26 protein-coding genes are annotated in these 23,594 nt (G+C 72.7%); 17 read left to right on the top strand and 9 right to left on the bottom strand.

Annotated elements, in window-relative coordinates:
- The first annotated feature begins 133 nt into the window (after positions 1-133).
- The 9 genes from ACGF0D_RS04535 (at position 134) to ACGF0D_RS04495 (ending at position 7,538) form a co-directional block, all read left to right on the top strand.
- Positions 134-1,162 (top strand): hypothetical protein, encoded by a 1,029-nt coding sequence (locus ACGF0D_RS04535; protein ID WP_392913961.1) that lies wholly within the window; start codon positions 134-136, stop codon positions 1,160-1,162.
- A gap of 381 nt (positions 1,163-1,543) precedes the next feature.
- On the top strand, positions 1,544-3,142 hold the full coding sequence (locus ACGF0D_RS04530; protein ID WP_392878293.1) for an ABC-F family ATP-binding cassette domain-containing protein: 1,599 nt from the start codon (positions 1,544-1,546) through the stop codon (positions 3,140-3,142).
- Positions 3,143-3,469: 327 nt separating this feature from the next.
- On the top strand, positions 3,470-3,703 hold the full coding sequence (locus ACGF0D_RS04525; RefSeq protein ID WP_030059940.1) for a helix-turn-helix domain-containing protein: 234 nt from the start codon (positions 3,470-3,472) through the stop codon (positions 3,701-3,703).
- A 308-nt stretch (positions 3,704-4,011) separates the two neighbouring features.
- Positions 4,012-4,818: an enoyl-CoA hydratase/isomerase family protein gene (locus tag ACGF0D_RS04520; RefSeq protein ID WP_392913960.1), complete on the top strand. Its 807-nt coding sequence runs from the start codon at positions 4,012-4,014 to the stop codon at positions 4,816-4,818.
- Between the two features lie 187 nt (positions 4,819-5,005).
- A complete protein-coding gene (locus tag ACGF0D_RS04515) occupies positions 5,006-5,512 on the top strand; it encodes an Asp23/Gls24 family envelope stress response protein (protein WP_392878289.1) in 507 nt (168 codons plus the stop codon).
- A 106-nt stretch (positions 5,513-5,618) separates the two neighbouring features.
- Positions 5,619-5,810 carry a hypothetical protein gene (locus tag ACGF0D_RS04510; protein ID WP_392878287.1) on the top strand — a complete coding sequence of 64 codons (192 nt, stop codon included), beginning with the start codon at positions 5,619-5,621 and terminating at the stop codon, positions 5,808-5,810.
- A gap of 95 nt (positions 5,811-5,905) precedes the next feature.
- Positions 5,906-6,232: a hypothetical protein gene (locus ACGF0D_RS04505; RefSeq protein WP_392913959.1), complete on the top strand. Its 327-nt coding sequence runs from the start codon at positions 5,906-5,908 to the stop codon at positions 6,230-6,232.
- A complete protein-coding gene (locus ACGF0D_RS04500) occupies positions 6,229-6,885 on the top strand; it encodes a DUF6286 domain-containing protein (RefSeq protein WP_392913958.1) in 657 nt (218 codons plus the stop codon). Before ACGF0D_RS04505 ends, ACGF0D_RS04500 begins: the two co-directional genes overlap by 4 nt.
- Positions 6,882-7,538 (top strand): alkaline shock response membrane anchor protein AmaP, encoded by a 657-nt coding sequence (locus tag ACGF0D_RS04495; RefSeq protein WP_392913957.1) that lies wholly within the window; start codon positions 6,882-6,884, stop codon positions 7,536-7,538. The genes ACGF0D_RS04500 and ACGF0D_RS04495 overlap by 4 nt, the downstream gene beginning before the upstream one ends.
- A gap of 111 nt (positions 7,539-7,649) precedes the next feature.
- On the opposite strand, the gene ACGF0D_RS04490 is transcribed toward ACGF0D_RS04495, so the two are convergent.
- Positions 7,650-8,411, bottom strand: a complete 762-nt coding sequence (locus tag ACGF0D_RS04490) for an SDR family oxidoreductase (RefSeq protein WP_392913956.1) — start codon at positions 8,409-8,411, stop codon at positions 7,650-7,652.
- 200 nt (positions 8,412-8,611) lie between these two features.
- Here ACGF0D_RS04490 and ACGF0D_RS04485 point away from each other — a divergent pair, with 200 nt between their 5' ends.
- Together ACGF0D_RS04485 and trxA are read left to right on the top strand one after the other, a co-directional pair.
- Positions 8,612-9,019 (top strand): MerR family transcriptional regulator, encoded by a 408-nt coding sequence (locus ACGF0D_RS04485; protein WP_392914089.1) that lies wholly within the window; start codon positions 8,612-8,614, stop codon positions 9,017-9,019.
- Positions 9,020-9,022: 3 nt separating this feature from the next.
- Positions 9,023-9,355: a thioredoxin gene (gene trxA / locus ACGF0D_RS04480; RefSeq protein ID WP_392913955.1), complete on the top strand. Its 333-nt coding sequence runs from the start codon at positions 9,023-9,025 to the stop codon at positions 9,353-9,355.
- Here the strand turns inward: trxA and ACGF0D_RS04475 are convergent.
- Together ACGF0D_RS04475 and ACGF0D_RS04470 are read right to left on the bottom strand one after the other, a co-directional pair.
- The gene (locus ACGF0D_RS04475) at positions 9,352-10,149 is read right to left on the bottom strand and encodes an SURF1 family protein (RefSeq protein WP_392878277.1); all 798 of its coding nucleotides are present in this window, start codon (positions 10,147-10,149) and stop codon (positions 9,352-9,354) included. The genes trxA and ACGF0D_RS04475 overlap by 4 nt on opposite strands.
- Positions 10,150-10,180: 31 nt before the next feature.
- Entirely contained in the window at positions 10,181-11,176 is a 996-nt protein-coding gene (locus tag ACGF0D_RS04470; protein ID WP_392913954.1) for a DEDDh family exonuclease, read from the bottom strand.
- Between the two features lie 124 nt (positions 11,177-11,300).
- Between ACGF0D_RS04470 and ACGF0D_RS04465 the strand changes: the two genes are divergently transcribed.
- From ACGF0D_RS04465 to moaA, 4 genes are all read left to right on the top strand, one after another.
- Positions 11,301-12,344 carry a zinc-dependent alcohol dehydrogenase family protein gene (locus ACGF0D_RS04465; RefSeq protein ID WP_392913953.1) on the top strand — a complete coding sequence of 348 codons (1,044 nt, stop codon included), beginning with the start codon at positions 11,301-11,303 and terminating at the stop codon, positions 12,342-12,344.
- 283 nt (positions 12,345-12,627) lie between these two features.
- On the top strand, positions 12,628-12,987 hold the full coding sequence (locus ACGF0D_RS04460) for a DUF485 domain-containing protein (protein WP_392878271.1): 360 nt from the start codon (positions 12,628-12,630) through the stop codon (positions 12,985-12,987).
- Positions 12,984-14,591, top strand: a complete 1,608-nt coding sequence (locus ACGF0D_RS04455; RefSeq protein ID WP_392913952.1) for a cation acetate symporter — start codon at positions 12,984-12,986, stop codon at positions 14,589-14,591. Before ACGF0D_RS04460 ends, ACGF0D_RS04455 begins: the two co-directional genes overlap by 4 nt.
- 76 nt (positions 14,592-14,667) lie before the next feature.
- Complete coding sequence (gene moaA, locus ACGF0D_RS04450) at positions 14,668-15,657, top strand: GTP 3',8-cyclase MoaA (protein ID WP_392914088.1); 990 nt, start codon at positions 14,668-14,670, stop codon at positions 15,655-15,657.
- On the opposite strand, the gene ACGF0D_RS04445 is transcribed toward moaA, so the two are convergent.
- The 6 genes from ACGF0D_RS04445 to ACGF0D_RS04420 form a co-directional block, all read right to left on the bottom strand.
- The gene (locus ACGF0D_RS04445; RefSeq protein ID WP_392913951.1) at positions 15,654-15,911 is read right to left on the bottom strand and encodes a hypothetical protein; all 258 of its coding nucleotides are present in this window, start codon (positions 15,909-15,911) and stop codon (positions 15,654-15,656) included. The genes moaA and ACGF0D_RS04445 overlap by 4 nt on opposite strands.
- 268 nt (positions 15,912-16,179) lie before the next feature.
- On the bottom strand, positions 16,180-16,581 hold the full coding sequence (locus ACGF0D_RS04440; RefSeq protein ID WP_392913950.1) for a DUF3099 domain-containing protein: 402 nt from the start codon (positions 16,579-16,581) through the stop codon (positions 16,180-16,182).
- Between the two features lie 186 nt (positions 16,582-16,767).
- Positions 16,768-17,316, bottom strand: a complete 549-nt coding sequence (locus ACGF0D_RS04435; protein WP_392878830.1) for an RNA 2'-phosphotransferase — start codon at positions 17,314-17,316, stop codon at positions 16,768-16,770.
- Between the two features lie 31 nt (positions 17,317-17,347).
- Positions 17,348-18,745, bottom strand: coding sequence for a metallopeptidase TldD-related protein (locus ACGF0D_RS04430; RefSeq protein WP_392878263.1), 1,398 nt, complete (start codon positions 18,743-18,745; stop codon positions 17,348-17,350).
- On the bottom strand, positions 18,745-20,298 hold the full coding sequence (locus ACGF0D_RS04425) for a TldD/PmbA family protein (protein ID WP_392914087.1): 1,554 nt from the start codon (positions 20,296-20,298) through the stop codon (positions 18,745-18,747). The genes ACGF0D_RS04430 and ACGF0D_RS04425 overlap by 1 nt, the downstream gene beginning before the upstream one ends.
- 281 nt (positions 20,299-20,579) lie before the next feature.
- Entirely contained in the window at positions 20,580-21,725 is a 1,146-nt protein-coding gene (locus ACGF0D_RS04420) for an MBL fold metallo-hydrolase (protein WP_392878261.1), read from the bottom strand.
- 312 nt (positions 21,726-22,037) lie between these two features.
- On the opposite strand from ACGF0D_RS04420, the gene fabG reads away from it, so the two are divergent.
- Both fabG and fabI read left to right on the top strand, forming a co-directional pair.
- Positions 22,038-22,757 (top strand): 3-oxoacyl-[acyl-carrier-protein] reductase, encoded by a 720-nt coding sequence (gene fabG, locus ACGF0D_RS04415; RefSeq protein ID WP_392878259.1) that lies wholly within the window; start codon positions 22,038-22,040, stop codon positions 22,755-22,757.
- 2 nt (positions 22,758-22,759) lie between these two features.
- Entirely contained in the window at positions 22,760-23,527 is a 768-nt protein-coding gene (gene fabI / locus ACGF0D_RS04410; protein ID WP_392878257.1) for an enoyl-ACP reductase FabI, read from the top strand.
- Positions 23,528-23,594: the final 67 nt, after the last annotated feature.

Raw genomic sequence — 23,594 nt, 5'->3', positions numbered from 1 at the left:
CCGAGGCCCCGACGGCGCAGGTGGGCGGGCGGACGTGCGGGGAGGGCGCGCGGGGCCGGGCGGACGCCGGGCGGGAGGTGTCGGCGGCGGAACCGGGCTGACTCGCGTGCCCGGTGAAAGGTACGCTCCGGCCGTGTCCTGGAAGCCGCTGCGTGTACTGACCCCCCGCTCGATCCTGCCTGCCTCGGCGGTGGTGCTGGTCCTTGCGGCCGGAGCGGCGGCACACGCGAACAAGCCGGTGCCGTTCGGCGACCGGGTGGCGGGACCGGGTGACGCGGGGGCGACGCCGGTCAACTCCGAGTCGCTCAGCTCGGCCGACCTCGACCTGCGGGTGGGCCCGGGCCTGGAGGCCTTCCACAAGCAGACCGGCGAGCAGGCCTGGTCCTACCGCCGGGAGGGCGCCGAGGCGCTCTACCTGGCGATGGCCGGCGACAACGCCATCGTGGTCTGGGACGACGGCATGGTGACCTCGGTGCGGCCCGGCGACCATGAGGTGCGCTGGCACCGCGCGGTGCCCGGCCTGGCCGACTGGCTGCACGGCGACGGCGAACCCGGCGCCGACAAGCGGACCGACGCCCAGCGCAAGGCGCTCGCCATGCAGCGGGCCGCGGGCGCGCTGCACACCGTCCAGCGGGACGGCTCGCCCTGGCTGGCCCTGGTCACGCCGAACCTGACCATGGGCCTGCGCGACGCCGACGGCGACCTGCGCTACAACGACAAGCCCTCCGGCGGCTGCGTCTACGACCCGCTGCGCGCCGTCCACACCGACTACGCCGTGCTCATCCCACGCACCTGCACCAACAGCAGCGGGCAGGCCGTGTCCGGCGGCATCACCGGCTACCGGCTGGACAGCAACGGCTGGGCGACGAGCACCGGCCCGAACGCCACGGTCAAGGTGCTGGACCGCAGCCGGGTGGAGATCACCGACGGCCCGATCGTCCCGCCCAAGGTGTTCGACACCAAGGCGGCGGCGCCCGAGACGCCCTGCGGCAGCGTGGACGCGCCGTTCGCCGCGGTCCGTCCTCAGGGCGGCTGTGCGGCGGACCCGTCGGCGCTCCTCCCGGCCGCGGGCGACCCGGCGGCCGCCGGCACCGCCCCGGACGCCCCGACGCCGGACTCCGCGGCGCCTACCGGGGACCAGCCGGCCGGACAGCCGCAGTAGTCGCGGCCGCGGTCGTCTCCGGTCGCGGCAACCGGGTCGGCCCGCGGACGGCGGCCTCCGGCCCGGGGCGAGGCTTCGGCCCGGGGCGACGGCTACGGTCCGAGGAGAGGCTTCGGTCCGAGGTGATGGTCTCGGTCCGGGCGGCCCTCGGCCGGGACCGGTGGGCCCCCGGTGCCCGGTGGATACCCCAGGCCCGTACTACTCCGGAGGCGACACACGGGGCCCGGTAGACTTGCCGCCATGGCTATCTTCTCCGGGCAATAGCGGGTGGCGGCGCCACGAGGGCCGCGCCGACCGCCGTTGAAGTCCCCCTCACGCCAACCCGGCCCCGGGTCCGTCGCACCCGGCCGCCCGCCCACGTCCCAGGAGTAGTCCTCAGCCATGATTTCCGCCAACGCCCTCGAACTGCGTGCCGGTGCCCGGATCCTGATCGAGTCCGCGAGTTTCAAGGTCGCCGCCGGCGACCGGATCGGCCTGGTCGGCCGCAACGGCGCCGGCAAGACCACGCTCACCAAGGTGCTGGCCGGCGAGGGCCTGCCCGCCGCCGGCACCGTCACCCGGTCGGGCGAGGTCGGCTACCTCCCGCAGGACCCGCGCACCGGTGACCTGGACGTCCTCGCCAAGGACCGCATCCTGTCCGCCCGCGGCCTCGACACCGTGCTGAAGAAGATGCGCGAGAACGAGGACCGGATGGCCAACGGCAAGGGCGCCACCCAGGACAACGCGATGAAGAAGTACGCCCGGCTGGAGACCGAGTTCCTCACCAAGGGCGGGTACGCCGCCGAGGCCGAGGCCGCCACCATCGCCGCCGCGCTGGGCCTGCCGGACCGCATCCTCGGCCAGCCGCTGCACACCCTCTCCGGCGGTCAGCGCCGCCGCGTCGAGCTGGCCCGGATCCTCTTCTCGGACTCCGACGTGCTGCTGCTCGACGAGCCCACCAACCACCTGGACGCCGACTCGATCGTCTGGCTGCGGGACTTCCTGAAGACGTACAAGGGCGGCTTCATCGTCATCTCGCACGACGTCGACCTGGTCGAGACGGTCGTCAACAAGGTGTTCTACCTGGACGCCAACCGCTCCTGCATCGACGTCTACAACATGGGCTGGAAGCAGTACCAGCAGCAGCGCGAGGACGACGAGAAGCGCCGCAAGCGCGAGCGGGCCAACGCCGAGAAGAAGGCCGCGACCCTCAACGCCCAGGCCGACAAGATGCGCGCCAAGGCGACCAAGACGGTGGCCGCGCAGAACATGGCCCGCCGTGCCGACAAGCTGCTCTCCGGTCTGGAGCAGGTGCGCCAGAGCGACAAGGTCGCCAAGCTGCGCTTCCCGGAGCCGGCCCCGTGCGGCAAGACCCCGCTGACCGCCAGCGGCCTGTCCAAGTCCTACGGCTCGCTGGAGATCTTCACCGACGTCGACCTGGCGATCGACCGCGGTTCGCGGGTCGTCGTGCTCGGCTTCAACGGCGCCGGCAAGACCACCCTCCTGAGGATGCTGGCCGGGGTGGAGCAGCCGGACACCGGCGAGGTGATCCCGGGCCACGGCCTGAAGATCGGCTACTACGCCCAGGAGCACGAGACGCTCGACCCGGACCGCAGCGTGCTGGAGAACATGCGCTCGGCCGCGCCGGACACCGACCTGGTGCAGATCCGCAAGATCCTCGGCTCCTTCCTGTTCTCCGGCGACGACGTCGACAAGCCGGCCGGGGTGCTCTCCGGTGGTGAGAAGACCCGTCTGGCGCTGGCCACCCTGGTGGTCTCCTCCGCCAACGTGCTGCTGCTCGACGAGCCCACCAACAACCTCGACCCGGCGAGCCGCGAGGAGATCCTGGGCGCGCTGCGCGAGTTCTCCGGGGCGGTCGTCCTGGTCACTCACGACGAGGGCGCGGTCGAGGCGCTCGACCCGGAGCGGATCATCCTGCTGCCGGACGGCGTGGAGGATCTCTGGAACCCGTCCTACGCCGATCTGGTCTCCTTGGCCTGACCGGAAGTAGACGCGAGATCCGCTTTTCGGATGAGAATATCTAGTCCTTTCGGCGTGTCCGGGAATGAAGTAGACCCGGATTCCGTTTAAGGACTTTCCGTCGGCCCGCCACTCGATCGTGGTCGGGCCGACGCTGCTGATCAGCTATTTCTCGGCGAACGGCGACTTCCACCCGGGGGCGTGCACTCTGCGTGAGCGCCCTGATGCGCTCGGATCACCACCGTAGGACCACGCATTTCCGACATCGACCTTGTCGAATGGGTGGCCAGGACGCGATGGATGGGTGATCATGGGAATCTGACCGAGCAACGCTACGAGGAGGCACGGGTGGCCGAGACTCTGAAAAAGGGCAGCCGGGTGACCGGTGCCGCGCGTGAGAAGCTCGCGGCCGATCTCAAGAAGAAGTACGACTCCGGGGCGAGCATTCGCGCTCTCGCGGAGGAGACCGGTCGTTCGTACGGCTTCGTGCACCGGATGCTGAGCGAATCCGGAGTCATTCTCCGGGGCCGCGGCGGTGCCACGCGGGGCAAGAACAAGGCAACTGCCGGGGCCGGGTCCTGACGGTTAGTCAGCCACCGGCTGGATGACGCGGCGGCAGGGCGCCGGCCGAGGAGACGACAGCTGACCACCAGCTGGGCGTCCGCCCTCGGGTCGTGTGGACCGGCCGCCGATCGTCATGTCCGGGGTGTCGTCCGCCCCCCGGTTCTTCACGTCCGTTCGTTTTCCTTTCGCGCTTCGCTCTGCTCCGCTTTCGCGTTTCGTCGAGCGCTGTGGGCCCCGTCGATCTTTTCGGGTCGGGGCCCCTGCCCTCGCGTCTCGAGTTTTGTTACTCTCCGGTAGCCAAGTCCCTCGCCACCGGAGGTTCCCGCATGACCGCTCCCGCCACCGAACCGCAGGCCCCGAGCTGGGAGCGCGACGGCGTCCGCCTGGAGATCGACGGTGAACTCGCCGTCGTCACCCTGTGCCTGCCCAAGCGGCGCAACGCCCAGTCGCCCGCGCTCTGGCGCGCCCTCACCGCGGCCGGCCGCGAGCTGCCCGGCAGCGTCCGGGTGGTGCTGCTGCGCGCGGAGGGCGTCTCCTTCTCCGCCGGGCTGGACCGGGCCATGTTCACCCCCGAGGGCATTTTGGGCGAGCCCACCTTCCTCCAGCTCGCCGCCTCCAGCGACCAGGAGCTGGACGACGCCATCGCCACCTACCAGGAGGCCTTCACCTGGTGGCGCCGCCCGGACCTGATCTCCATCGCGGCGGTCCAGGGCCACGCCGTCGGTGCGGGCTTCCAGCTGGCCCTCGGCTGCGACCTGCGGGTGGTCGCCGAGGACGTCCGGTTCGCGATGAAGGAGACCTCGCTGGGCCTTGTCCCGGACCTGGCCGGCACCAAGCCGCTCACCGACCTCGTCGGCTACGCGCGGGCACTGGAGATCTGTGCGACCGGCCGCTGGGTGGGTGCCGAGGAGGCTGCCGCGATCGGGCTGGCCAACCTGACGGTGCCGGGCGAGGAACTGGACGCCGCCGCACGCGACCTCGCGGCGGCCCTGCTGGCCGCTCCGCGCGGGGCCGTGATCGAGACCAAGGCGCTGTTGCAGGGGGCCGCCGGGCGCTCCTTCGACGAGCAGCGTTCGGCCGAACGGGCGGCGCAGGCCCGCCGACTGCGGGAACTCGCCGGGATCGGCGACTGACCGCGCGGTGACGACGCAGGGCCCGGCCCCGGGAGATCCTCCCGGGGCCGGGCCCTTTCCCTGTTCGGGGGCTGGAACTTCCGCGCGGGGAGCCGGTCGGCGGCGCTCGGCGGGCGGGGTTCGTGGCGAAATGCCAGAGTTGGGGAGGCTTGCGATATAGCTGGAGCCGCACGACGGGAGAAGCGCCATGCCTGACACTCCGACGCCCGCGACCATGCACAAGCACACCGGCGGCAGCGCCGGCCCGCCGCCGGGGACCGGCGGCGGTGCCAAGCCGGTCGGCGAGCGCGGCCGCACCGCGCTGGCCGTCGGCGTGGTGGAGAAGATCGCCGGGATGGCAGCCCGTGAGGTCGCCGGGATCCACGCGCTCGGCTCCGGGCTCGCCCGTACCTTCGGCGCGATGCGGGACCGGGTGCCCGGCGGCAAGCCCAGCGTCGGGCGGGGTATCAAGGCCGAGGTCGGCGAGAAGCAGACCGCGATCGACATCGCCCTGGTGGTCGAGTACGGCGTGGTCATTCCCGAACTCGCCCGCCAGGTGCGGGAGAACATCATCAACGCGGTCGAACGGATGACCGGCCTGGAGGTCGTCGAGGTCAACATCGCGGTCAACGACGTCCACCTCCCGGACGAACCGGAGTTCGAGGAGGAAGAGGTGCCGGAGACGGCGCCCGGGCAGCGGCCGAAGCTCAAGTAGCGCGTTCGGCGGCGGGGCGGGGCGGGGCGGGGCGGGGCGGGGTCGGGTTGTCGGCGGCGAGTCGGATCAGGACCGGACGAGGTAGCTGGAGACGAGGGAGTAGCGGATGAACCTGGCCATCGTCGGCCTGGCGGCGGGTATGGCCCTCGGCTTCGCCGGGTACTTCGGCGGATTCGCGGCCTTCCTGCTGGTGGGCGCGCTCGGGCTGGTCGGCTTCGTGGTCGGGCGCCTGCTGGAGGGAGACATCGAGCTGGGCGAGCTCGGGGACCTGCTCCGCGGCCGCGACCGGCGTCACTGATGTCGGGCGTTGCGTCCGGTCCGGGGCGGGTTGCGCTCTCTTCCCGTTCGGGCTCCGGTTCGGATTCCTCGGCGGTCCCCGGGTCGGGTTCCGCCGTGGGGTCCGTGCCGGGCCGTCGGGGGCGGCTCCGGGTCGCCGACCGGGTGTACGCCCGGATCGCGGCCCGGGCCGCCCGGGAGGTGCTCGCCGATGCCTGGCCCGCCGGGCGGGCGAAGGGAGCGCCGCCGCATGTCTCGGTGACCGTACCGGGCAGCACGGTGATGGTCCGGGTGGAGCTCGAGCTGCCGTTCCCCTCGGACATCGCGGCGCTGGCCGGGGCGGTGCGGCAGCGGATCGCCGAGCGGGTGGTGGGGCTGACCGGGACGAGGGTGTCGGAAGTGGTCGTCTTGGTCGAGAAGTTGGTGACGGGAGGCGCCTCGTGAGCGTGAACGCGGAGGATTCCGCGACGGCGGGCGTGGAAGGGGCGGCGCCGGAAGCCCGGCCGCGGAGGGTGAGACGGCTGCGGGCTCCGCGTACGGCCGCGGCGGCGCTGGTGGCGACCGGGGTGCTGGTGGTGGCGGGGGCGCTGCTGTACGACGTGATCGCGGTGCGGGTGGGGCAGCCGGCGCGACGGTGGCGGGCACAGATCGCGGACGAGCTGGCGACACGCCACCTCGACGACCTGGGAGTGCTGGTGGGGGCCGGAGTGGCGACCGCGCTCGGCGGGTGGTTGCTGTGGCTGGCCGTCGCGCCCGGGCTGCGGCGGTGGCTCGTGCTGCGTCCGTACGGGGGGACGTCGGCGGCCATCGACCGGGCCGGGGTCGGGCACCTGTTGGCGGACCGGGCGGCGGGCCTGGACGGGATCGACCACCTGCGGATCCGGGTCGGTCGGCGGCGGGTCCGGATCTCGCTGGCGGGGGTGGCGGATCCGGCGTTGGTGCAGCGGCAGCTGCGGGACGAGCTGGAGCGGGTGGGGCTGGGGCGGCCGTTGCGGCTGGACGTGCGAATGGCACGAGGGGCCGCCGGCGCGGTGGGGGAGGACTTCGGCGCGGGGACGGGTGGCGGCGCGGGTGGTGGTGAGGGGGTGACGGGGTGAGGAGGACGGTCGTCAACCGGGTGCTGCTGGGGCTGGTGGGTGCGGTGCTGTTGGGCATCGGGGTGCTGGTGTTGGCGGGCGGGCTCGATCTGTACCGGCGGTTGGGCGTAAAACCGCCGGACTGGTGGCCGCTCACCTCGCCCGACCAGCCGGTGGTGAGCGCGCGTTCGCGGGGGCAGTGGGTGGCGTCGGCGTGGTGGTGGCCGACGGTGATCGGCGGGTTGACCGTGCTGGTGGCCGGGATGGCGTGGTGGCTGGTCGCGCAGCTGCGGCGCAGCGGGCTGCCGAGCATCGCGGTGCCGACGCCGGGCGTGAGCGGGCTTCGACTGCGGGTCGGTGCGCGGGCGCTGGAAGAGGCGCTGGAGAACGGGACGGCGGTGCTGCCGGAGGTCGAGCGGGCCGGGGTGCGGCTGGTGCGGGCGCCGAGGCATCCGCGGTTGCGAGGCGCGGTGCGGTTGCGGCCGGGCGGGGATCCGGCCGCGCTGGTGGAGCACTTCGAGGACGGGCCCCGGGCGGATGCGTGCGGGAGCCTGCGGCTGGCGGAGTTGCCGGCCGATCTGCGCATCCGGGTCCTGCAGGCGGCCCCCGCCGAGCCGCGGCACGGGTGGGGGCGGCGGGGCCGGCGGGGGCGCAGGCAGTCGAGGGTGGAGTAGTCGGGACGGATCGGTTGGGATCGACTGGCTGGGATGAATGGTCGGAACTGACCGATCGGGATCGATCGGTCAGGAATGAGTGATTGAGAGTTGCGAGGGCGTCAGAGGGCGTCAGAGGGCGCGGAGGGCGCCGCCGTCGACGGGGACCATGAGGCCCGTCAGGTAGGAGGCGGCGGGGGAGAGCAGGAAGGCGGCGACCTTGCCGAACTCCTCGGGGGCGCCGTACCGGCCCAGCGGGATGGTGGCGGCGGCCTTGGCGCGAGCGGCCTCGGGGTCGGGGGTGAGGCCGTCGAGCTCGCGGACCCGGTCGGTGTCGATCCGGCCCGGGAGCAGGCCGAGCACACGGATGCCGCGGGGGCCGAGCTCGTCGGCGAGGGACTTGGCGGCCATGGCGAGGCCCGGGCGCAGGCCGTTGGAGATGCCGAGGCCCGGGATCGGCTGGCGGACCGAGCTGGAGAGCACGAAGGCGATCACACCGCCCTCGGGGAGCGCGGCGGCGGTGGCGCGGGCGAGCCGGAGGGCACCGAGGAAGACGGACTCGAAGGCGGCGCGCCAGGCGTCCTCGGGGGTGGTCTCGACGGGGCCCGCCTGGGGGCCGCCGACGCTGATCAGGATGCCGTCGAGACGGCCGAAGTGGTGCCGGGCCTCGGAGATGAGGCGCTCGGGGGTGTCGGGGTCGGCGTTGTCGGCGACGAGGCCCCGGGCGGTGCCGAGGGTCCCGAGTTCGGCGACGGCGGTGTCGACGGCCTGCTGGGTGCGGCCGCTGATGAGCACACGGGCGCCGTCGGCGGCGAGCTCGCGGGCGCCGGCGAGGCCGAGGCCTCGGGTGGCGCCGGTGACGATGTAGGCCTTGTCTTTCAGTCCGAGATCCATGGGGACATAGTGCCCGGTGGGGGTCGGGGTTCGGGGGGTGGGCTCTCGGGATGGTTGGGGCCGGGGGCGGCCCCGGGGGTGGGGGAGGCCGCCGCCCGGTGGGGCTGGGTGAGGGTGATCGGGAGCCGGGGCAGGGCTGGCGTTGACGTCGGGGGGAAGGTTTACGGTCGTTGCCGGAAGTGCGGGAGGAGTGGTTCGGCGTGCGGATCGGGGAGTTGGCGGAGCGGGCGGGGACGACCACGCGGGCGTTGCGGTACTACGAGCAGTTGGGGTTGTTGCCGGCCCGGCGGGCGGGCAACGGGTACCGGGCGTACGACGAGGGGGATCTGCGGTTGCTGCGGGAGATCCGGATGTTGCAGGACTTCGGGTTCGGGCTGGAGGAGACCAGGCCGTTCGTGGAGTGCCTGCGGGCGGGGTACCCGGAGGGGGACTCGTGTCCGGCCTCTCTGGAGGTGTACCGGCGGAAGTTGGGGGAGCTGGACGAGTGCATCGCCCGGCTCCAGGAGGTGCGGGCGCAGATGGCGGGGCAGTTCGATCGGGCCGTGCGGGCACGGGACGAGCTGGCCGCCGTCCGGGAGTCGCCTCTCTGTGAACTGGTGAAGGAGTAGACGATGGTGGAGATCACGGGTGTGCCGGCGGTGACGGACGACACGTTCGCCGCGGAGGTGCTGGCGGCCGAGGGACCGGTGCTGGTGGACTTCACGGCGGACTGGTGTCCGCCGTGCCGGATGATGGCGCCGGTGCTGGCGGACATCGCGCGGGAGGAGGCGCACCGGTTGCGGGTGGTGAGCGTGGACGTGGACCGCAACCCGCGGACGCAGGCGGCGTACGGGGTGCTGTCGATGCCGACGCTGATGGTGTTCCGGGGCGGGCAGCCGGTGCGGTCGGTGGTGGGGGCGCGGGCGAAGGCGCGGTTGATGCGGGAGCTGGACGACGTGCTCTAGGCGGGGACGGCCTCGAGCGGGACCTCGGCTTCGGCGGCCTGCTTGGCGCGGTCCTTGGCCTCGCGGCGGGCGAGGACCCAGACGCCGACCGGGATCATCGCGGTGAACAGCCACCACTGGATCGCGTAGGCCATGTGCGGGCCGATGTCGGAGTGGTTGGGCTCGGGGATCAGCTGGGGCTGGTCGGCCGGGGCCGGGGTGGTGCCGGTGAGTTCGAGGTAGCCGCCGAGGAGGGGGACGCCGGTCCGCTTGGCCTGCTCGTCGGTGTTGATCAGGTTGAACTGGCGGTCCGGCAGGCCGGTGCGGTCCTTGATGCCGCTGGCGCCGTACGTCTCCTCGGCGCGCAGGCGGCCGGTGAGGGAGACCTCGCCGGCGGGGGCGGCCGGGACGGGGGGGTACTCGGTGGCCCCGTCGCCGGAGGCGACCCAGCCGCGGTTGACCAGGACGGTGCCCTTGCCGTCGGCGAGCTGGAACGGGGTCACGACGAAGTAGCCGATGGTCCCGCTGGAGTCGGTCCGCTTGCGGACCACGAACTCGTGTGCAGGGTCGTACTGACCGGTGGCGGTCGCCGCGCGCCAGGTGAGGTCCTTGGGGACCGCGAAGCCGGGGGTCGGCGACAGGGTGTCGAAGGGGACCGGCGCGGCCGTGAGGGCCTGGCCGATCAGCTCGTTCCGGGCCACCCGCGCCTCGTGGCGGTGCAGCTGCCAGAAGCCCAGCTTGATCGTCGCGGGGATCAGCAGCAGCGCGATCAGCATGGTGATCAGCCACTGTCGGGTCAGCAGAAAACGGTACACATGGGAACGGTACGCCGACCTCACAACCGGCTCACGCACCGGGGTGCGGGGCGACCTCGCGCAGCAGCTGGAGGAAGGCGTCCTCGCCGACGACGGGGGTGCCGACCTCGCGGGCCTTGCGGGCCTTGCCGCTCCAGCCGTCCGGTTCGTTGGTGACCAGCAGGCTGGTGAGGCGGCTCACGGAGGTCGCGATGTGCAGTCCGGCCTCGACCGCGCGGTCCTCCAGGATCTCGCGGTCGGTGGCGGTGTCACCGGTGATGGCCACCCGCATGCCCTGGACCAGCGGCTTGCCGTCCTCCCAGCGCCCCGGGTTGGGGTACGGGCAGGGCGGGCGCTTCTTGGCCTGGCGGTACGTGGCGCCGGTCCAGCCGGCGCGGCCCGGGCTGGCGGGCTCCTCCTCGCCGAGGTCGGTGACCGCGACGCAGTTCTGCAGCGGCAGCGGCACGCCGCCGTCACGGGCGAGGTGCAGACTGGGGCGGAAGGCCTCGGCGAGCACCCGGGCGTCGTCCAGGGCGTTGTGGGCGTGGCGCTGCCGGACGCCGAAGTGGGCGGCGAGCGAGGACAGCTTGCCGTTGGGCAGCGGCAGCCGCAGGTCGCGGGAGAGGACCATGGTGCACAGCCGCTGCTCGACCGGGGCGCGCAGGCCGGCCCGGGAGAACTCGCGGGAGATCATGTTCCAGTCGAAGAGCGCGTTGTGCGCGACCAGGACGCGGTTGCGCAGACGCGCGGCGAACTCGTCGGCGATCTGCGGGAAGGTCGGGGCGGTCGCGAGCAGTTCGGCGGTGAGGCCGTGGATCCAGACCGGGCCCGGGTCCCGTCCGGGGTTGACCAGGGTGTACCAGTGGCCGACGACGTCGCCGTCCGGGTCCAGCTGGTAGACGCCCGCCGAGATGACGCGGTCGGAGCGGCCGAGACCGGTGGTCTCGACGTCGACGACCGCGAAGCCCCGGGAGGGGTCGGCGGAGCGCTGCGCGGGGACCGGCGCGGTCCGCGGCACTCCGTACGTCTCGGGCTGGATCGGTTGCATGGTCCAACAGGATAAGGGGCCGGGCGGGGGTTCCGGCCGGAATGATCCGATGGACCGGCCGGAATAGAGTGGTCGCGGGGGATGTCGTACACCTGGTCGAAACCATTCAGCTAAGGAACAGCGCATGCGTGCCACCGTGATTCACGGCCCCAACGACATCCGGATCGAGGAAGTCCCGGACCCGGTGATCCAGCACCCGACGGACGTGGTGCTCCGGGTGGTGAACGCCTGTATCTGCGGCAGCGATCTGTGGGCCTACCGCGGGGTGGCGCACCGGGTGGCCGGGCAGCGGATCGGGCACGAGTTCCTCGGGGTGGTCGAGGAGGCCGGCGCCGAGGTGCGCGGCTTCGTCAAGGGCGACCTGGTGGTGGCACCGTTCGTCTGGTCGGACGGGACGTGTGACTTCTGTCTCGAAGGCCTCCAGACCTCCTGCCCGCACGGCGGGTTCTGGGGGCAGGTCGGTTCGGACGGCGGCCAGGGCGAGGCGGTGCGGGTGCCGTTCGCGGACGGGACGCTGGTGAAGCTGCCGAAGGAGGCGGCGGGCGACGAGAAGCTGCTGCCCGGGCTGCTGGCGCTGTCCGACGTGATGTCGACCGGGCACCACGCGGCGGTCTCGGCGCGGGTGCGCCCCGGCGCGACGGTCGCGGTGGTCGGCGACGGTGCGGTGGGCCTGTGCGGCGTCCTGGCGGCGCACCGGCTGGGCGCGGGCCGGATCATCGCGCTGGGCCGGCACACGGCCCGTACCGAGCTGGCCCGCCGTTTCGGCGCGACGGACGTGGTGGCGGAGCGCGGCGAGGCCGCGGTCGAGGCGGTGAAGGAGCTGACCGGCGGTCAGGGCGCGCACGCCGTCCTGGAGGCGGTCGGTACCGAGGAGTCGATGCGGACGGCCGTCTCGATCGCCCGGGACGGCGGCGCGGTGGGCTACGTCGGGGTGCCGCACGGTGGCAGCGCGGGCGTCGACATCGGTCAGATGTTCGGCCGAAACGTTTCGCTGAACGGCGGAGTCGCGCCGGCCCGCGCGTACATCCCCGAACTGCTGCCGGACGTGCTCTCGGGCGCCATCGAGCCGGGGCTGGTCTTCGACCGCACCGTCGGCCTGGACGGCGTTCCGGACGGCTACCGCGCGATGGACGACCGTTCGGCCCTGAAGGTGCGGATCGCGTTCTGAGTCCTCGGCCTCCCGGCACCGGCCCGTGCCGCCCCGTATGGGGTGCGGTACGGGCCGGTGCCGTGTTCCGGGTGGGGCTGGAGGGGTGTGGCATCGCTGGGATGGGCTGTTTTTCGGCCAATCGGATGGTGCGAGGGGGTGAACGGTCGACTGATCGCGGTCAACCCCTTCCGGGGTGGGCAGGACGCTCCTAGCATTGCGCGGCGCGCACCAGACCTGTGACGCCCCTCACGCTCGACCGTTCCCCCGTGTGACACATACGCCGAAGGAGTGAGGAGACAGCGTGGATTCGCCGCCGCTCACCACCACCGCCGCCACGGAAGCCCAAGTCATCGACGAAAGCGAGGAGTTCCGCACCCTGCGGCGCTCGTTCCGGAGCTTCGCCTTCCCGGTCACCATCGGCTTCGTGCTCTGGTACCTGCTCTACGTCCTGCTCTCCTGCTACGCCCCGGGACTGATGCGCACCAAGGTCCTCGGGCACGTCAACGTGGCCCTGGTGCTCGGGCTGCTGCAGTTCGCGACCACCTTCGCCATCGCCGCCTGGTACGCCCGCTACGCGGACCGGCGGATCGACCCCGCCGCCGCGGCGATCCGCGAGGCGCACGGCGCCGTCGTCCACGCCCCCCGGGAGTCCGTCGAATGACTCTGCTCGCCAGCTCCGCCACCGAGCACCGCGGCCTGACGATGGCCCTGTTCGGCGTGTTCGTCCTGGCCACCCTCGGCATCACCGTCTGGGCCGGGCGGCAGACCAGGAGCGCCTCCGACTTCTACGCGGGCGGCCGCGGCTTCACCGGCTTCCAGAACGGCCTGGCCATCTCCGGCGACTACATGTCCGCCGCCTCCTTCCTCGGCATCGCCGGGACCATCGCGCTCAGCGGCTACGACGGCTTCCTCTACTCGATCGGCTTCCTGGTCGCCTGGCTGGTCGCCCTGCTGCTGATCGCCGAACCGCTGCGCAACTCCGGCCGCTTCACGATGGCGGACGTGCTCGCGTTCCGGATGCGCCAGCGCCCGGTGCGCACCGCGGCGGGCGTCTCCACCATCGTGGTGTCGATCTTCTACCTGCTCGCCCAGATGGTCGGCGCCGGCACCCTGGTGGCCCTGCTGCTGGGGGCCGAGGGGAGTGCCGCCAAGCGCTGGACCATCGTCGGGGTCGGCGCGCTGATGATCGTCTATGTGGTGATAGGAGGGATGAAGGGCACCACCTGGGTGCAGATCGTCAAGGCGGTGCTGCTGATCGCCGGCGCCGCGCTGATGACCGTCCTGGTGCTGGCCAAGTACCACTTCAACCCCTCCGAACTGCTCGGCGCGGCGGCGAGCGCGAGCGGCAAGGGCGAGGCCTTCCTCCAACCGGGGCAGAAGTACGGCACCGGCACCGCCAAGCTCGACTTCATCAGCCTGGGCATCGCGCTGGTGCTCGGCACCGCCGGCCTGCCGCACATCCTGGTCCGCTTCTACACCGTGCCCACCGCCAAGGCGGCCCGGAAGTCGGTGTTCTGGGCGATCGGCATCATCGGCGTCTTCTACCTGATGACCCTGGCGCTCGGCTTCGGCGCGGCCGCGCTGGTCGGCTCCAAGGCGATCAAGGCGGCCAACGCGGCGGGCAACACCGCGGCCCCGCAACTGGCCGAGGCGCTCGGCGGAGGCGTCGGGACCACCGGTGGCGCGATCCTCCTCGCGGTGATCTCGGCCGTCGCCTTCGCCACCATCCTGGCCGTCGTCGCCGGGCTCACGCTCGCCTCCTCGGCCTCCTTCGCCCACGACCTCTACGCCAACGTGATCCGGCGCGGGAAGGCGAGCGAGCGGGAGGAGGTGCTGTCGGCGAAGTGGGCCGCGGTCGCGATCGGCGCGGTGGCGATCGTGCTCAGCCTCTTCGCGGACAAGCTCAACACCGCCGCCCTCGTCGCCCTGGCCTTCGCGGTCGCCGCCTCGGCGAACCTGCCCACCCTGCTCTACTCGCTGTTCTGGAAGCGGTTCACCACCGTCGGCGCCGTCAGCTCGGTCTACGCCGGCCTGGTCACCTCGGTGGTGCTGGTGCTCTTCTCCCCGGTGGTCTCCGGCGCGAAGACCTCGCTCTTCCCGCACTCCGACTTCCACTGGTTCCCGCTCGAGAACCCCGGCCTGGTCTCCATCCCGGTCGGCTTCCTGGCCGGCTGGCTCGGCACGCTGCTGTCCACGGAACGCCCCGATCCGGCGAAGTACGCTGAACTGGAGGTCCGCTCACTGACCGGGCTGGGCGCCCACTGATCGTCCCGCGATGACTATGCTGGCCCGGCCCGCCGTGACGGTGGCCGGGCCGGCCGCATCTCGGGGAAGGACGCACGTGCTGCTCGACACCTTCGGACGCCAGGCCGTCGACCTGCGGGTCTCCCTCACGGACCGGTGCAACCTCCGCTGCACCTACTGCATGCCGGAGGAGGGCCTGCAGTGGCTGGGCAAGCCGGACCTGCTGACCGACGAGGAGATCGTCCGGCTGGTCACCGTCGCCGTGCGCGACCTGGGCGTGCGCGAGGTCCGCTTCACCGGCGGCGAGCCGCTGCTGCGCCCCGGGCTGGTCGCCGTCGTCGCCGCCTGCTCGGAGCTGGAGCCGCGCCCGGAACTCTCGCTGACCACCAACGGCATCGGGCTGGCCCGTACCGCGACGGCGCTGCGCGAGGCCGGCCTCGACCGGGTCAACGTCTCGCTGGACACCCTCGACCCCGAGGTGTTCCACACCCTCACCCGCCGGCACCGTCACCAGGACGTGCTGGACGGGCTGGCCGCCGCCGAGGCCGCCGGGCTGGCGCCGGTGAAGCTCAACGCGGTGCTGATGCGCGGGGTCAACGACCACGAGGCGGCCGACCTGCTGGCCTGGTGCCTGGAGCGGGGCTACGAGCTGCGCTTCATCGAGCAGATGCCACTGGACGCCCAGCACGGCTGGGACCGCGCGTCGATGGTCACCGCGACGGAGATCCTGGACCTGCTGCGGGCCCGCTTCACACTCACCCCCGAGCCGTCCGCCCGCCGGGGCGCGGCCCCCGCCGAGCGCTGGCTGGTGGACGGCGGCCCGGGCCGGGTGGGCGTGATCGCCTCGGTCACCCGGCCGTTCTGCCGGGCCTGCGACCGCACCCGGCTGACCGCCGACGGCCAGGTGCGCAACTGCCTGTTCGCGACCGGCGAGACCGACCTGCGCACCGCGCTGCGCTCGGGCGCGGACGACGCCGAACTGGCCGCGCTGTGGCGGGCGGCGATGTGGGGCAAGAAGGCCGGGGCCGGGATCGACGACCCGGAGTTCCTCCAGCCCGAGCGGCCGATGTCCGCGATCGGCGGCTAGGCCGGCTTCCCGGAACCCTCGGTGCTCGCGGTGCTCTCGGAGGCCTCGGGGGTCCACTCGGCGAAGGCGACGACCTCCTTGAGGAAGCCGCGCACCCCGAGGAACTGGGACAGGTGCTCGCGGTGCTCGTCACAGGCGAGCCAGGTCTTGCGGCGGTCCGGGGTGTGCAGCTTGGGGTTGTTCCACACCAGCACCCAGCCGGCGTCCGCCCGGCAGCCCTTGGCGGAGCAGATCGGCATCTGCGGGGTTTCCATCGGGCCGTCCTCAACGATTGGCGGGTACGTCTGCGCCGCCAGTCTGTCACGCCCGCCCGGGCCGAGCGGATCCGTCCGGGCATGGCGACGCCGGGCAGCCACGGGGGGAGCCGCCCGGCGTCGGTCCGTCGCTCCGACGGGGGATGCGGAGCGCGTACGCAGTATGTCACGCGAAGACCCGGGGATGGGGAGGTCTTGCATGATTAATCTGAGCTTCTTTTGAGCTTTCTCCGGGCCGGACGGGGGTGAAGCAGCATGAAACGGACGGTCAGTCCACGTCCTGTGAAGGATCGGTGGGAGCGGCCTTTGCCTCTCCTGTACCGGCCTTCGCAGCCGCTCCACCCATCCCACCCGTCCCACCCCTCCCACCGGGGCCGAGCATCAGCGGGGTGTCGAGCGGGATGTCGAAGGTGCTCGGCAGCCCAGGGGCCCGCTCCCGGCCCGCGTTGGCGATCAGCACCGCGAAGTACGGCAGCAGCACGGCGCCCGCCAGCGCGGCGAACGCCAGGATCCGCTGGACGTCCCACAGCACCACGGCGAGCAGCACGCAGGCCGTACGGACCAGCATCGAGATGACGTAGCGGCGCTGGCGTCCCCGGACGTCCTCGGTGAGGCTGCTGCGCGCCCCGGTGATCCGGAAGACCTGCCCGTCGTCGGCGCTCTTGCCCATGTGTCCTACCGCCCTCGTCACGCACCCGCGCGCCTGGCCGCGCGGCCTCCTCACGGTACGCCCGGGCACGGGCGGCGACGAGGCCGGGTGGGCCGGACCCACCCGGTCGGGTACGCGAAGGGCCTGTCCGGCGGAGCGGACAGGCCCTTCGGTCGGGGCGCCGGCGAGGCGGCGCGGCCCGGTCGGCTACGAGCGCCGGGAGAGGTACTGCGGGGGCACGGCGTCGGTGAGCCAGACGCCGTTCTCGCTGAGCCGGAACTCGTGGCCGGCCGCCGTCATCGCCGCCGCGTTCACGGTCAGCACCACCGGACGGCCGTGCCGGGCGCCGACCCTGGTCGCCGTCTCGGTGTCCGCCGAGAGGTGGACGTCCTGGCGGGCCATCGGGCGCAGCCCCTCGTGGAAGATCGCCGCCAGGTGCCGGTCGGCGGTGCCGTGGTAGAGCACGGGCGGCGGAACCGCGGCGGCCAGACCGAGGTCGACCGCCACCGTGTGTCCCTGGTTGGCGCGGATCGAGAGACCGTCCGGCGAGTAGCCGAAGCGGCGCTTGTTGTTGGTCGCCACGACGTGGTCCAGCTCGGCCCGGGTGAGCGGCCTGCCCCGGGCCGCGAGCGCGGTGAGCAGCTCGTCGACCCGGACCCAGCCGGCCCCGTCCAGCGTGATCCCCACCAGCCCGGGCTCGTGCCGCAGGATGCGCGACAGCATCTTGCTCGACCTGACCAGGCGCTTCTCGTCCATCATGTCTCTCGTATCCCCCGTAGGTCAGTGGCTAAGAGGCCTGGCTGACCGAACTCATGTTGAAGTCCGTGACACGCACGGGTGGCATCGCGGTGCGGGTGACGACGTCGCTCCACTCGCGGGGCAGGCAGCGTTCGGTGCGGCCCACCTCGGTGATCCGGTCCAGCAGGTCTACCGGGGACTCGTTGAACCGGAAGTTGTTGACCTCGCCGACGACCTCGCCGTTCTCCACCAGGTAGACGCCGTCCCGGGTGAGGCCGGTGAGCAGCAGCGTCGCCGGGTCCACCTCGCGGATGTACCAGAGGCAGGTGAGCAGCAGGCCGCGCTCGGTGCGGGCGATCATCTCGTCCAGCGTCGGCGCCGACTCCTGGTCGGCCGTCTCCAGCACCAGGTTGTCGATCGCCGGGCGCAGCGGCAGGCCGGTGAGGGCGGCCGCGTGGCGACTGGTGATCAGGTCGTTCAGCACGCCGTCGCGGATCCACTCGGTGGCGGCGATCGGCTGGCCGTTGTCGAAGACCGAGAAGTCCCCGCCGGTGGAGTGGGTCAGTACGAACGGCGCGGCCTCCAGGCCGGGCTCGCGCGGGTCCGAGCGCAGCGTCAGCGGCAGGGAGCTGAGCTTGTCGCCGAGCCGGGTGCCGCCGCCGGGCTTGGAGAAGACCGTCCGGCCCTCCTGGGCGTCCCGGCCGCCGGCGTTCCAGTTGAGGACGACCAGCAGGTCGGCGACGGCCGAGGGCGGCAGCAGCGTCTCGTACCGGCCGGCCGGCAGGTCCACCTTGCGGGCACCCCAGCCGAGCCGCCTGGTCAGCTCGGTGTGCAGGGCGGTGAGGTCGATGTCGGCGAAGTCCCGGGTGGCGGCGCCCACCCAGGCCGAGCCGGAGAGGTCGGCGGTCTTGGCGTTGATCTCGACCATGCCGGTGGGCTGGTCGTGGCGCAGCCGCAGACCGGTGGAGCTGCCCAGGTAGCTGGAGGTCATCTCGTGCCGGGCGAAGCCGTACAGCAGTTCGCCCTGGGCGGCGGCGCGGGCGAAGGCCTCGCCGAGGGCCGGGCCGAAGGCGTCGAACACCTCGATGGAGGTGAGCGCCGGCGGCTCCGTGAAGTCCGGCGAGGAGGGCTGGTCGGCGATCAGCGGCTGGGCGTCCTCTGCCGGTCCGGCCGCGCGGGCGGCCTCCTCGGCGGCCCGCACCAGGCCCTCCACCTCCTCCGCGGTGACGGCCTCGCGGGAGACCACGCCGGAGGCGGTGCCCTCGGCGCCCGCCACGGTGGCGATCACGGTGAGGCGGCGGCCGCGGGTGACGCCGTTGGTGGTCAGCGCGTTGCCGGCCCAGCGCAGGTTGGCGGTGGACTCCTCGTCGGCGATCACCACGCAGCCGTCGGCGCGGGAGAGGCCGAGCGCCAGCTCGACGAGTTCGTGGGGCTGCTTCGCGGTCATCAGTGACCCGCCTCCTGCTGGGTGTTGAGCACGTTGACGTTGCGGAACAGCGCCGACGGGCAGCCGTGGCTGACCGCCGCGATCTGACCGGGCTGCGCCTTGCCGCAGTTGAAGGCACCGCCGAGGAGGTAGGTCTGCGGGCCGCCGACCGCCGCCATCGAGCCCCAGAAGTCGGTGGTGGTGGCCTGGTAGGCGAAGTCCTTGACCTGGCCGGCGAGCTCGCCGTCCTTGATCGCGTAGGCGCGCTGCCCGGTGAACTGGAAGTTGTACCTCTGCTGATCGATCGACCACGAACGGTCGCCGACGATGTAGAGGCCGTTCTCGACCTGGGCGAACAGGCCCTCGGTGTCCGGGCCGTCGGCGGCGGGCTGCAGCGACACGTTGGCCATCCGCTGCACCGGGACGTGCGAAGGGGAGTCGGCGAACGCGCAGCCGTTGGAGCGCTCGAAGCCCTTCAGCCTGGCGATGCCGCGGTCCAGCTGGTAGCCGACCAGGACGCCGTCCTTGACCAGGTCCCAGGACTGGGTGGCCACGCCCTCGTCGTCGTAGCCGATGGTGGACAGGCCGTGCTCGGCGGTGCGGTCGCCGGTGACGTGCATCAGCTCGGAGCCGTACTTCAGCGAGCCGAGCTGGTCGAAGGTGGCGAAGGAGGTGCCGGCGTAGGCGGCCTCGTACCCGAGCGCGCGGTCCAGCTCGGTGGCGTGGCCGATCGACTCGTGGATGGTCAGCCAGAGGTTGGTCGGGTCGACGACCAGGTCGTAGCGGCCCGCCTCGACGCTCGGGGCCCGCATCTTCTCGCCCAGCAGGACGGGCAGTTCCGCGAGCTCGGCGTCCCAGTCCCAGCCGGTGCCCGTGACGTACTCGTAGCCGCGGCCGACCGGCGGGGCGAGCGTCTGCATCGAGTCGAAGGCGCCGGTGCGCTCGTCGACCGAGGTGGCCTCCAGGTCCGAGTGCACCCGGATCCGCTGCTGGGTCGTCACCGTTCCGGCGGTGTCCGCGTAGAACTTGTTCTCCTGGACGGTGCGCAGGGCCGCCTGGACGTGCGAGACGCCCTCGGCCGCCAGCAGCCGGGAACTGCGCTCGGCGAGCAGCGCCGTCTTCTCGGCGTCCGGCACCTCGAAGGGGTTGACCTCGTACGCGGAGACCCAGGTGACGTCGCGGTACACCGGCTCGTCGGCCAGCTCGACCCGCTCGGCGGTGCCGGCCGCCCGGCTGATCCCGCCGGACAGGCGGGCCACCGCGACGGCCTGCTCGGCGACCCGGGCCGCCGCGTCGGGGGTCAGGTCGACACCGGCGGCGAAGCCCCAGGCGCCGTCCAGCAGCACCCGGACGGCGTAACCGAGCTGCACGCTGTCGGAGGTGCCGGCGGGACGCGCGTCACGCAGCCGCCAGGAGGCGCTGCGGATCCGCTCCAGCCGGAAGTCGGCGTGGCTCACGCCCAGTCCGCGGGCCCGGGTGAGGGCGGCGTCGGCGAGGGGCCGCAGCGGCAGGGCGAGGAACAGCGGATCGACGGCGCGCCCGTGCGGGGCGCCGGAGCGATCGGCCGGAGGGATCGGAGGCAATCGGGCTCCCAGGTCGCGGAGGGTGGCGGTGCGGCGCCACAGGGGCGCCCGCACCGCATCATTTCCCGTCCACCCGGTTTCCGGCCAGCGCATTACGGCCGCTGCGCCGCGGTTTCGGACGGCGCCGTCCGAAACCGGCACCGTGCGACCGGCGGGGCCGTCTGACCAGCGGGCCGTCCGGCCGGTGGTGCCCGGCTGGTCGGTGGTGCCGTCCGGCAGTCGGCCTCGTCCGACCGGCGGGGCCGGTGCCCCCGGCCGGTGGGTGCGGGCCGTCAGCCGACGTTCTCCCACCAGCCGTCCAGCTCCGGCGGGTTGTCGACGTCGACCCGCTCGCCGGGCCGCGGCACGGCCAGCGGGACGGCCTGCTCCTTGGCGGCCTTCACCAGCCGCTCGACCGGCTCGGACCACGGGTGCAGGCCCAGGTTGAAGGTGCACCAGTGGACGGGCACCAGCAGGCCGGCGGCCAGGTCCCGGTGGGCGAGGACGGCGTCCTCCGGGGTCATGTGGATGTCCGCCCAGGCCGCGTCGTAGGCGCCGATCTGGACCAGCGCGGCGTCGAACGGGCCGTGCTGCGCGCCGATCCGGGCGTAGCCCTCGAAGTAGCCGGAGTCGCCGGTGTAGAAGACCTTGCGGTTCGGGCCGGCGACCACCCAGGAACCCCACAGGGTGGTGTTGCGGGTCAGCCCGCGGCCGGAGAAGTGGTGCGCCGCGGTGAGGGTGAGCACCAGATCGCCCAGGGTGCAGGTCTCGTCCCAGTCCAGTTCGATGATCCGGTGCTCGGGGACGCCCCAGCGGCGCAGGTGGGCGCCGATGCCGAGCGGCACCGCGAACGGCGCGGACTGGCTGCGCACCAGGCGCTTGACCGTCGCCATGTCCAGGTGGTCGTAGTGGTCGTGCGAGATCAGCACCGCGTCGACCTGCGGCAGCTCCTCCAGCTCGACCGGCACCGGGTGCAGCCGCTTGGGGCCGACGTGCGCGGCGGGGGAGCAGCGGTCGCTCCAGATCGGGTCGAACAGCACCCGGAAGCCCTCGATCTCCACCAGCGCGGAGGCGTGCCCGTACCAGGTGACCTCCACGCCCTCGGCGGCCGGCCCGGCCGGGACGGCGGGGCGGACCGTCGGAACCGGACGCGAGGGGACGCGGCCGGCCCGCTCGAACAGCATCCGGCGGGCGGTGGCGCCGTCGAAGCCGGGGGCGCCGGCGGTGCGGGCGAGCGCGGAGGGCGCGTTGTGGAAGACGCCGTCGCGGTACTGCGGGGAGTTGCGCACCCGCTCCTCGCGCTCGCCGTCCGGCCGCCGCCCGAACGCCGCCGGGAGGTCGCGCAGAGACCAGGCGGCCGCCCCCAGGCCGGCCGCCAAGGCGGTGAGGGCCAGCAGTCGTCCGCGTCGGTGGGTGCTCCCGGGCCGTGCCTTGGTCATCCGCTCTGCCTTCGTCGCTCACCGGGATGGTCGGGGATCGGTACGGCAGGTCCCGGGCCGGCCCGCACCACGGGGGCAACGGGTGCGCCCGCCCGTGTTGTTCCCGTACAGTCGCCCCGATCCGGGCAGCGCCCGGGCCTGGGCGATGTCCGTCGCCGGGGCGGCGCGGGCGGGTGCGGATTGTCGGATTGCGACAGATCCGCCGGGGTCGCGCTGTGGGAGACCGATGCGCCGCCGCCGCCGACCGCCCGATAGCGTCACATTGCGTGCGCATTCCGACGTACGCGCTCACACACGGAGAGAGGTGGATCGTTGAGCCGCTCGGTTCTCGTCACCGGAGGAAACCGGGGCATCGGCCTCGCGATCGCCCAGGCCTTCGCCGAGGCGGGCGACAAGGTGGCCATCACCAGCCGCTCGGGTGAGGTGCCCGAGGCGCTGGCCAAGTACGACGTCCTCGCGGTCCGCTGCGACATCACGGACGCCGCGCAGGTCGACGCCGCCTTCACCGAGATCGAGCAGAAGCACGGCGCGGTCGAGGTGCTGGTCGCCAACGCGGGGATCACCAACGACACCCTGCTGCTGCGCATGTCGGAGGAGGACTTCACCTCCGTCGTGGACACCAACCTGACCGGCACCTTCCGGGTGGTCAAGCGCGCGTCCAAGCTGATGATGCGTGCCAAGAAGGGCCGTGTCGTGCTCATCTCGTCCGTGGTGGGCCTGTCCGGCTCCCCGGGCCAGGCCAACTACGCCGCCTCCAAGGCCGGCCTGGTCGGTTTCGCCCGGTCGCTGGCGCGCGAGCTCGGGCCGCGCAACATCACCGTCAACGTGGTCGCCCCCGGCTTCGTCGACACCGACATGACCGCCGTGCTCAGTGACGAGCGCCGCGCGGAGATCGTCTCGGGCGTGCCGCTGGGCCGCTACGCGGCGCCCGCCGAGGTCGCCTCCACCGTGCGGTTCCTCGGGTCGGACGAGGCCGCGTACATCACTGGAGCCGTCATTCCCGTCGACGGCGGATTGGGCATGGGTCACTGATCATGAGTGGAATCCTCGAGGGCAAGCGGATCCTGATCACCGGTGTGCTGATGGAGTCCTCCATCGCCTTCCACACCGCCAAGCTCGCGCAGGAGCAGGGCGCGGAGATCATCCTCACCGCCTTCCCCCGCCCGAGCCTGACCGAGCGGATCGCCAAGAAGCTGCCGAACCCGGTCAAGGTGCTGGAGCTGGACGTCTCGAACCCGGAGCAGCTGGCCGGCATCGCCGACCAGGTCCGCGAGCACCTGCCGACCCTGGACGGCATCGTCCACTCGATCGGCTTCGCCCCGCAGGACGCGCTGGGCGGCAACTTCCTGGACACCCCGTGGGAGTCCGTGGCCACCGCGATGAACGTCTCGGCGTACTCGCTGAAGTCGCTGACCACGGCGCTGCTGCCGCTGATGCAGGACGGCGGCTCGGTGGTCGGCCTGACCTTCGACGCGCAGTTCGCCTGGCCGCAGTACGACTGGATGGGCCCGGCCAAGGCCGCCCTGGAGTCGACCAACCGCTACCTGGCGCGCTACCTGGGCGAGCGGGACATCCGCTGCAACCTGATCTCGGCCGGCCCGATCGGCTCGATGGCCGCCAAGTCCATCCCGGGCTTCGGCGACCTGGCCGACACCTGGAACCACCGCTCCCCGCTGAAGTGGGACCTGAGCGACCCGGAGCCGGCCGGCCGCGGCATCGTCGCGCTGCTGTCGGACTGGTTCCCGAAGACCACCGGCGAGATCATCCACGTCGACGGCGGTCTGCACGCCATCGGCGCCTGACGCTCCGCCCGTACGCCGCTGCCCGGCGCCCCTCGTGGGGGTGCCGGGCAGCGGCGTCTTGTTCTCG

The organism is Kitasatospora sp. NPDC048298 (assembly GCF_043201465.1).
Classification (GTDB): Bacteria; Actinomycetota; Actinomycetes; order Streptomycetales; family Streptomycetaceae; genus Kitasatospora.
The sequence above is the reverse complement of the archived record's forward strand: the minus strand, read 5'-3'. Positions and strand labels throughout refer to the sequence as shown.

Bases quoted from the DNA above. Each gene is read 5' to 3' on its own strand.
- ACGF0D_RS04515 (WP_392878289.1), top strand. From the start codon at position 5,006: ATGCCTGACACTCCGACGCCCGCGACCATGCACAAGCACACCGGCGGC.
- ACGF0D_RS04435 (WP_392878830.1), bottom strand. From the start codon at position 17,316: ATGGACGAGAAGCGCCTGGTCAGGTCGAGCAAGATGCTGTCGCGCATC.
- ACGF0D_RS04490 (WP_392913956.1), bottom strand. From the start codon at position 8,411: ATGGATCTCGGACTGAAAGACAAGGCCTACATCGTCACCGGCGCCACC.
- ACGF0D_RS04465 (WP_392913953.1), top strand. From the start codon at position 11,301: ATGCGTGCCACCGTGATTCACGGCCCCAACGACATCCGGATCGAGGAA.
- trxA (WP_392913955.1), top strand. From the start codon at position 9,023: ATGGTGGAGATCACGGGTGTGCCGGCGGTGACGGACGACACGTTCGCC.
- ACGF0D_RS04445 (WP_392913951.1), bottom strand. From the start codon at position 15,911: ATGGAAACCCCGCAGATGCCGATCTGCTCCGCCAAGGGCTGCCGGGCG.
- ACGF0D_RS04470 (WP_392913954.1), bottom strand. From the start codon at position 11,176: ATGCAACCGATCCAGCCCGAGACGTACGGAGTGCCGCGGACCGCGCCG.
- ACGF0D_RS04440 (WP_392913950.1), bottom strand. From the start codon at position 16,581: ATGGGCAAGAGCGCCGACGACGGGCAGGTCTTCCGGATCACCGGGGCG.
- ACGF0D_RS04430 (WP_392878263.1), bottom strand. From the start codon at position 18,745: ATGACCGCGAAGCAGCCCCACGAACTCGTCGAGCTGGCGCTCGGCCTC.
- ACGF0D_RS04455 (WP_392913952.1), top strand. From the start codon at position 12,984: ATGACTCTGCTCGCCAGCTCCGCCACCGAGCACCGCGGCCTGACGATG.
- ACGF0D_RS04530 (WP_392878293.1), top strand. From the start codon at position 1,544: ATGATTTCCGCCAACGCCCTCGAACTGCGTGCCGGTGCCCGGATCCTG.
- ACGF0D_RS04420 (WP_392878261.1), bottom strand. From the start codon at position 21,725: ATGACCAAGGCACGGCCCGGGAGCACCCACCGACGCGGACGACTGCTG.
- ACGF0D_RS04520 (WP_392913960.1), top strand. From the start codon at position 4,012: ATGACCGCTCCCGCCACCGAACCGCAGGCCCCGAGCTGGGAGCGCGAC.
- fabI (WP_392878257.1), top strand. From the start codon at position 22,760: ATGAGTGGAATCCTCGAGGGCAAGCGGATCCTGATCACCGGTGTGCTG.
- ACGF0D_RS04510 (WP_392878287.1), top strand. From the start codon at position 5,619: ATGAACCTGGCCATCGTCGGCCTGGCGGCGGGTATGGCCCTCGGCTTC.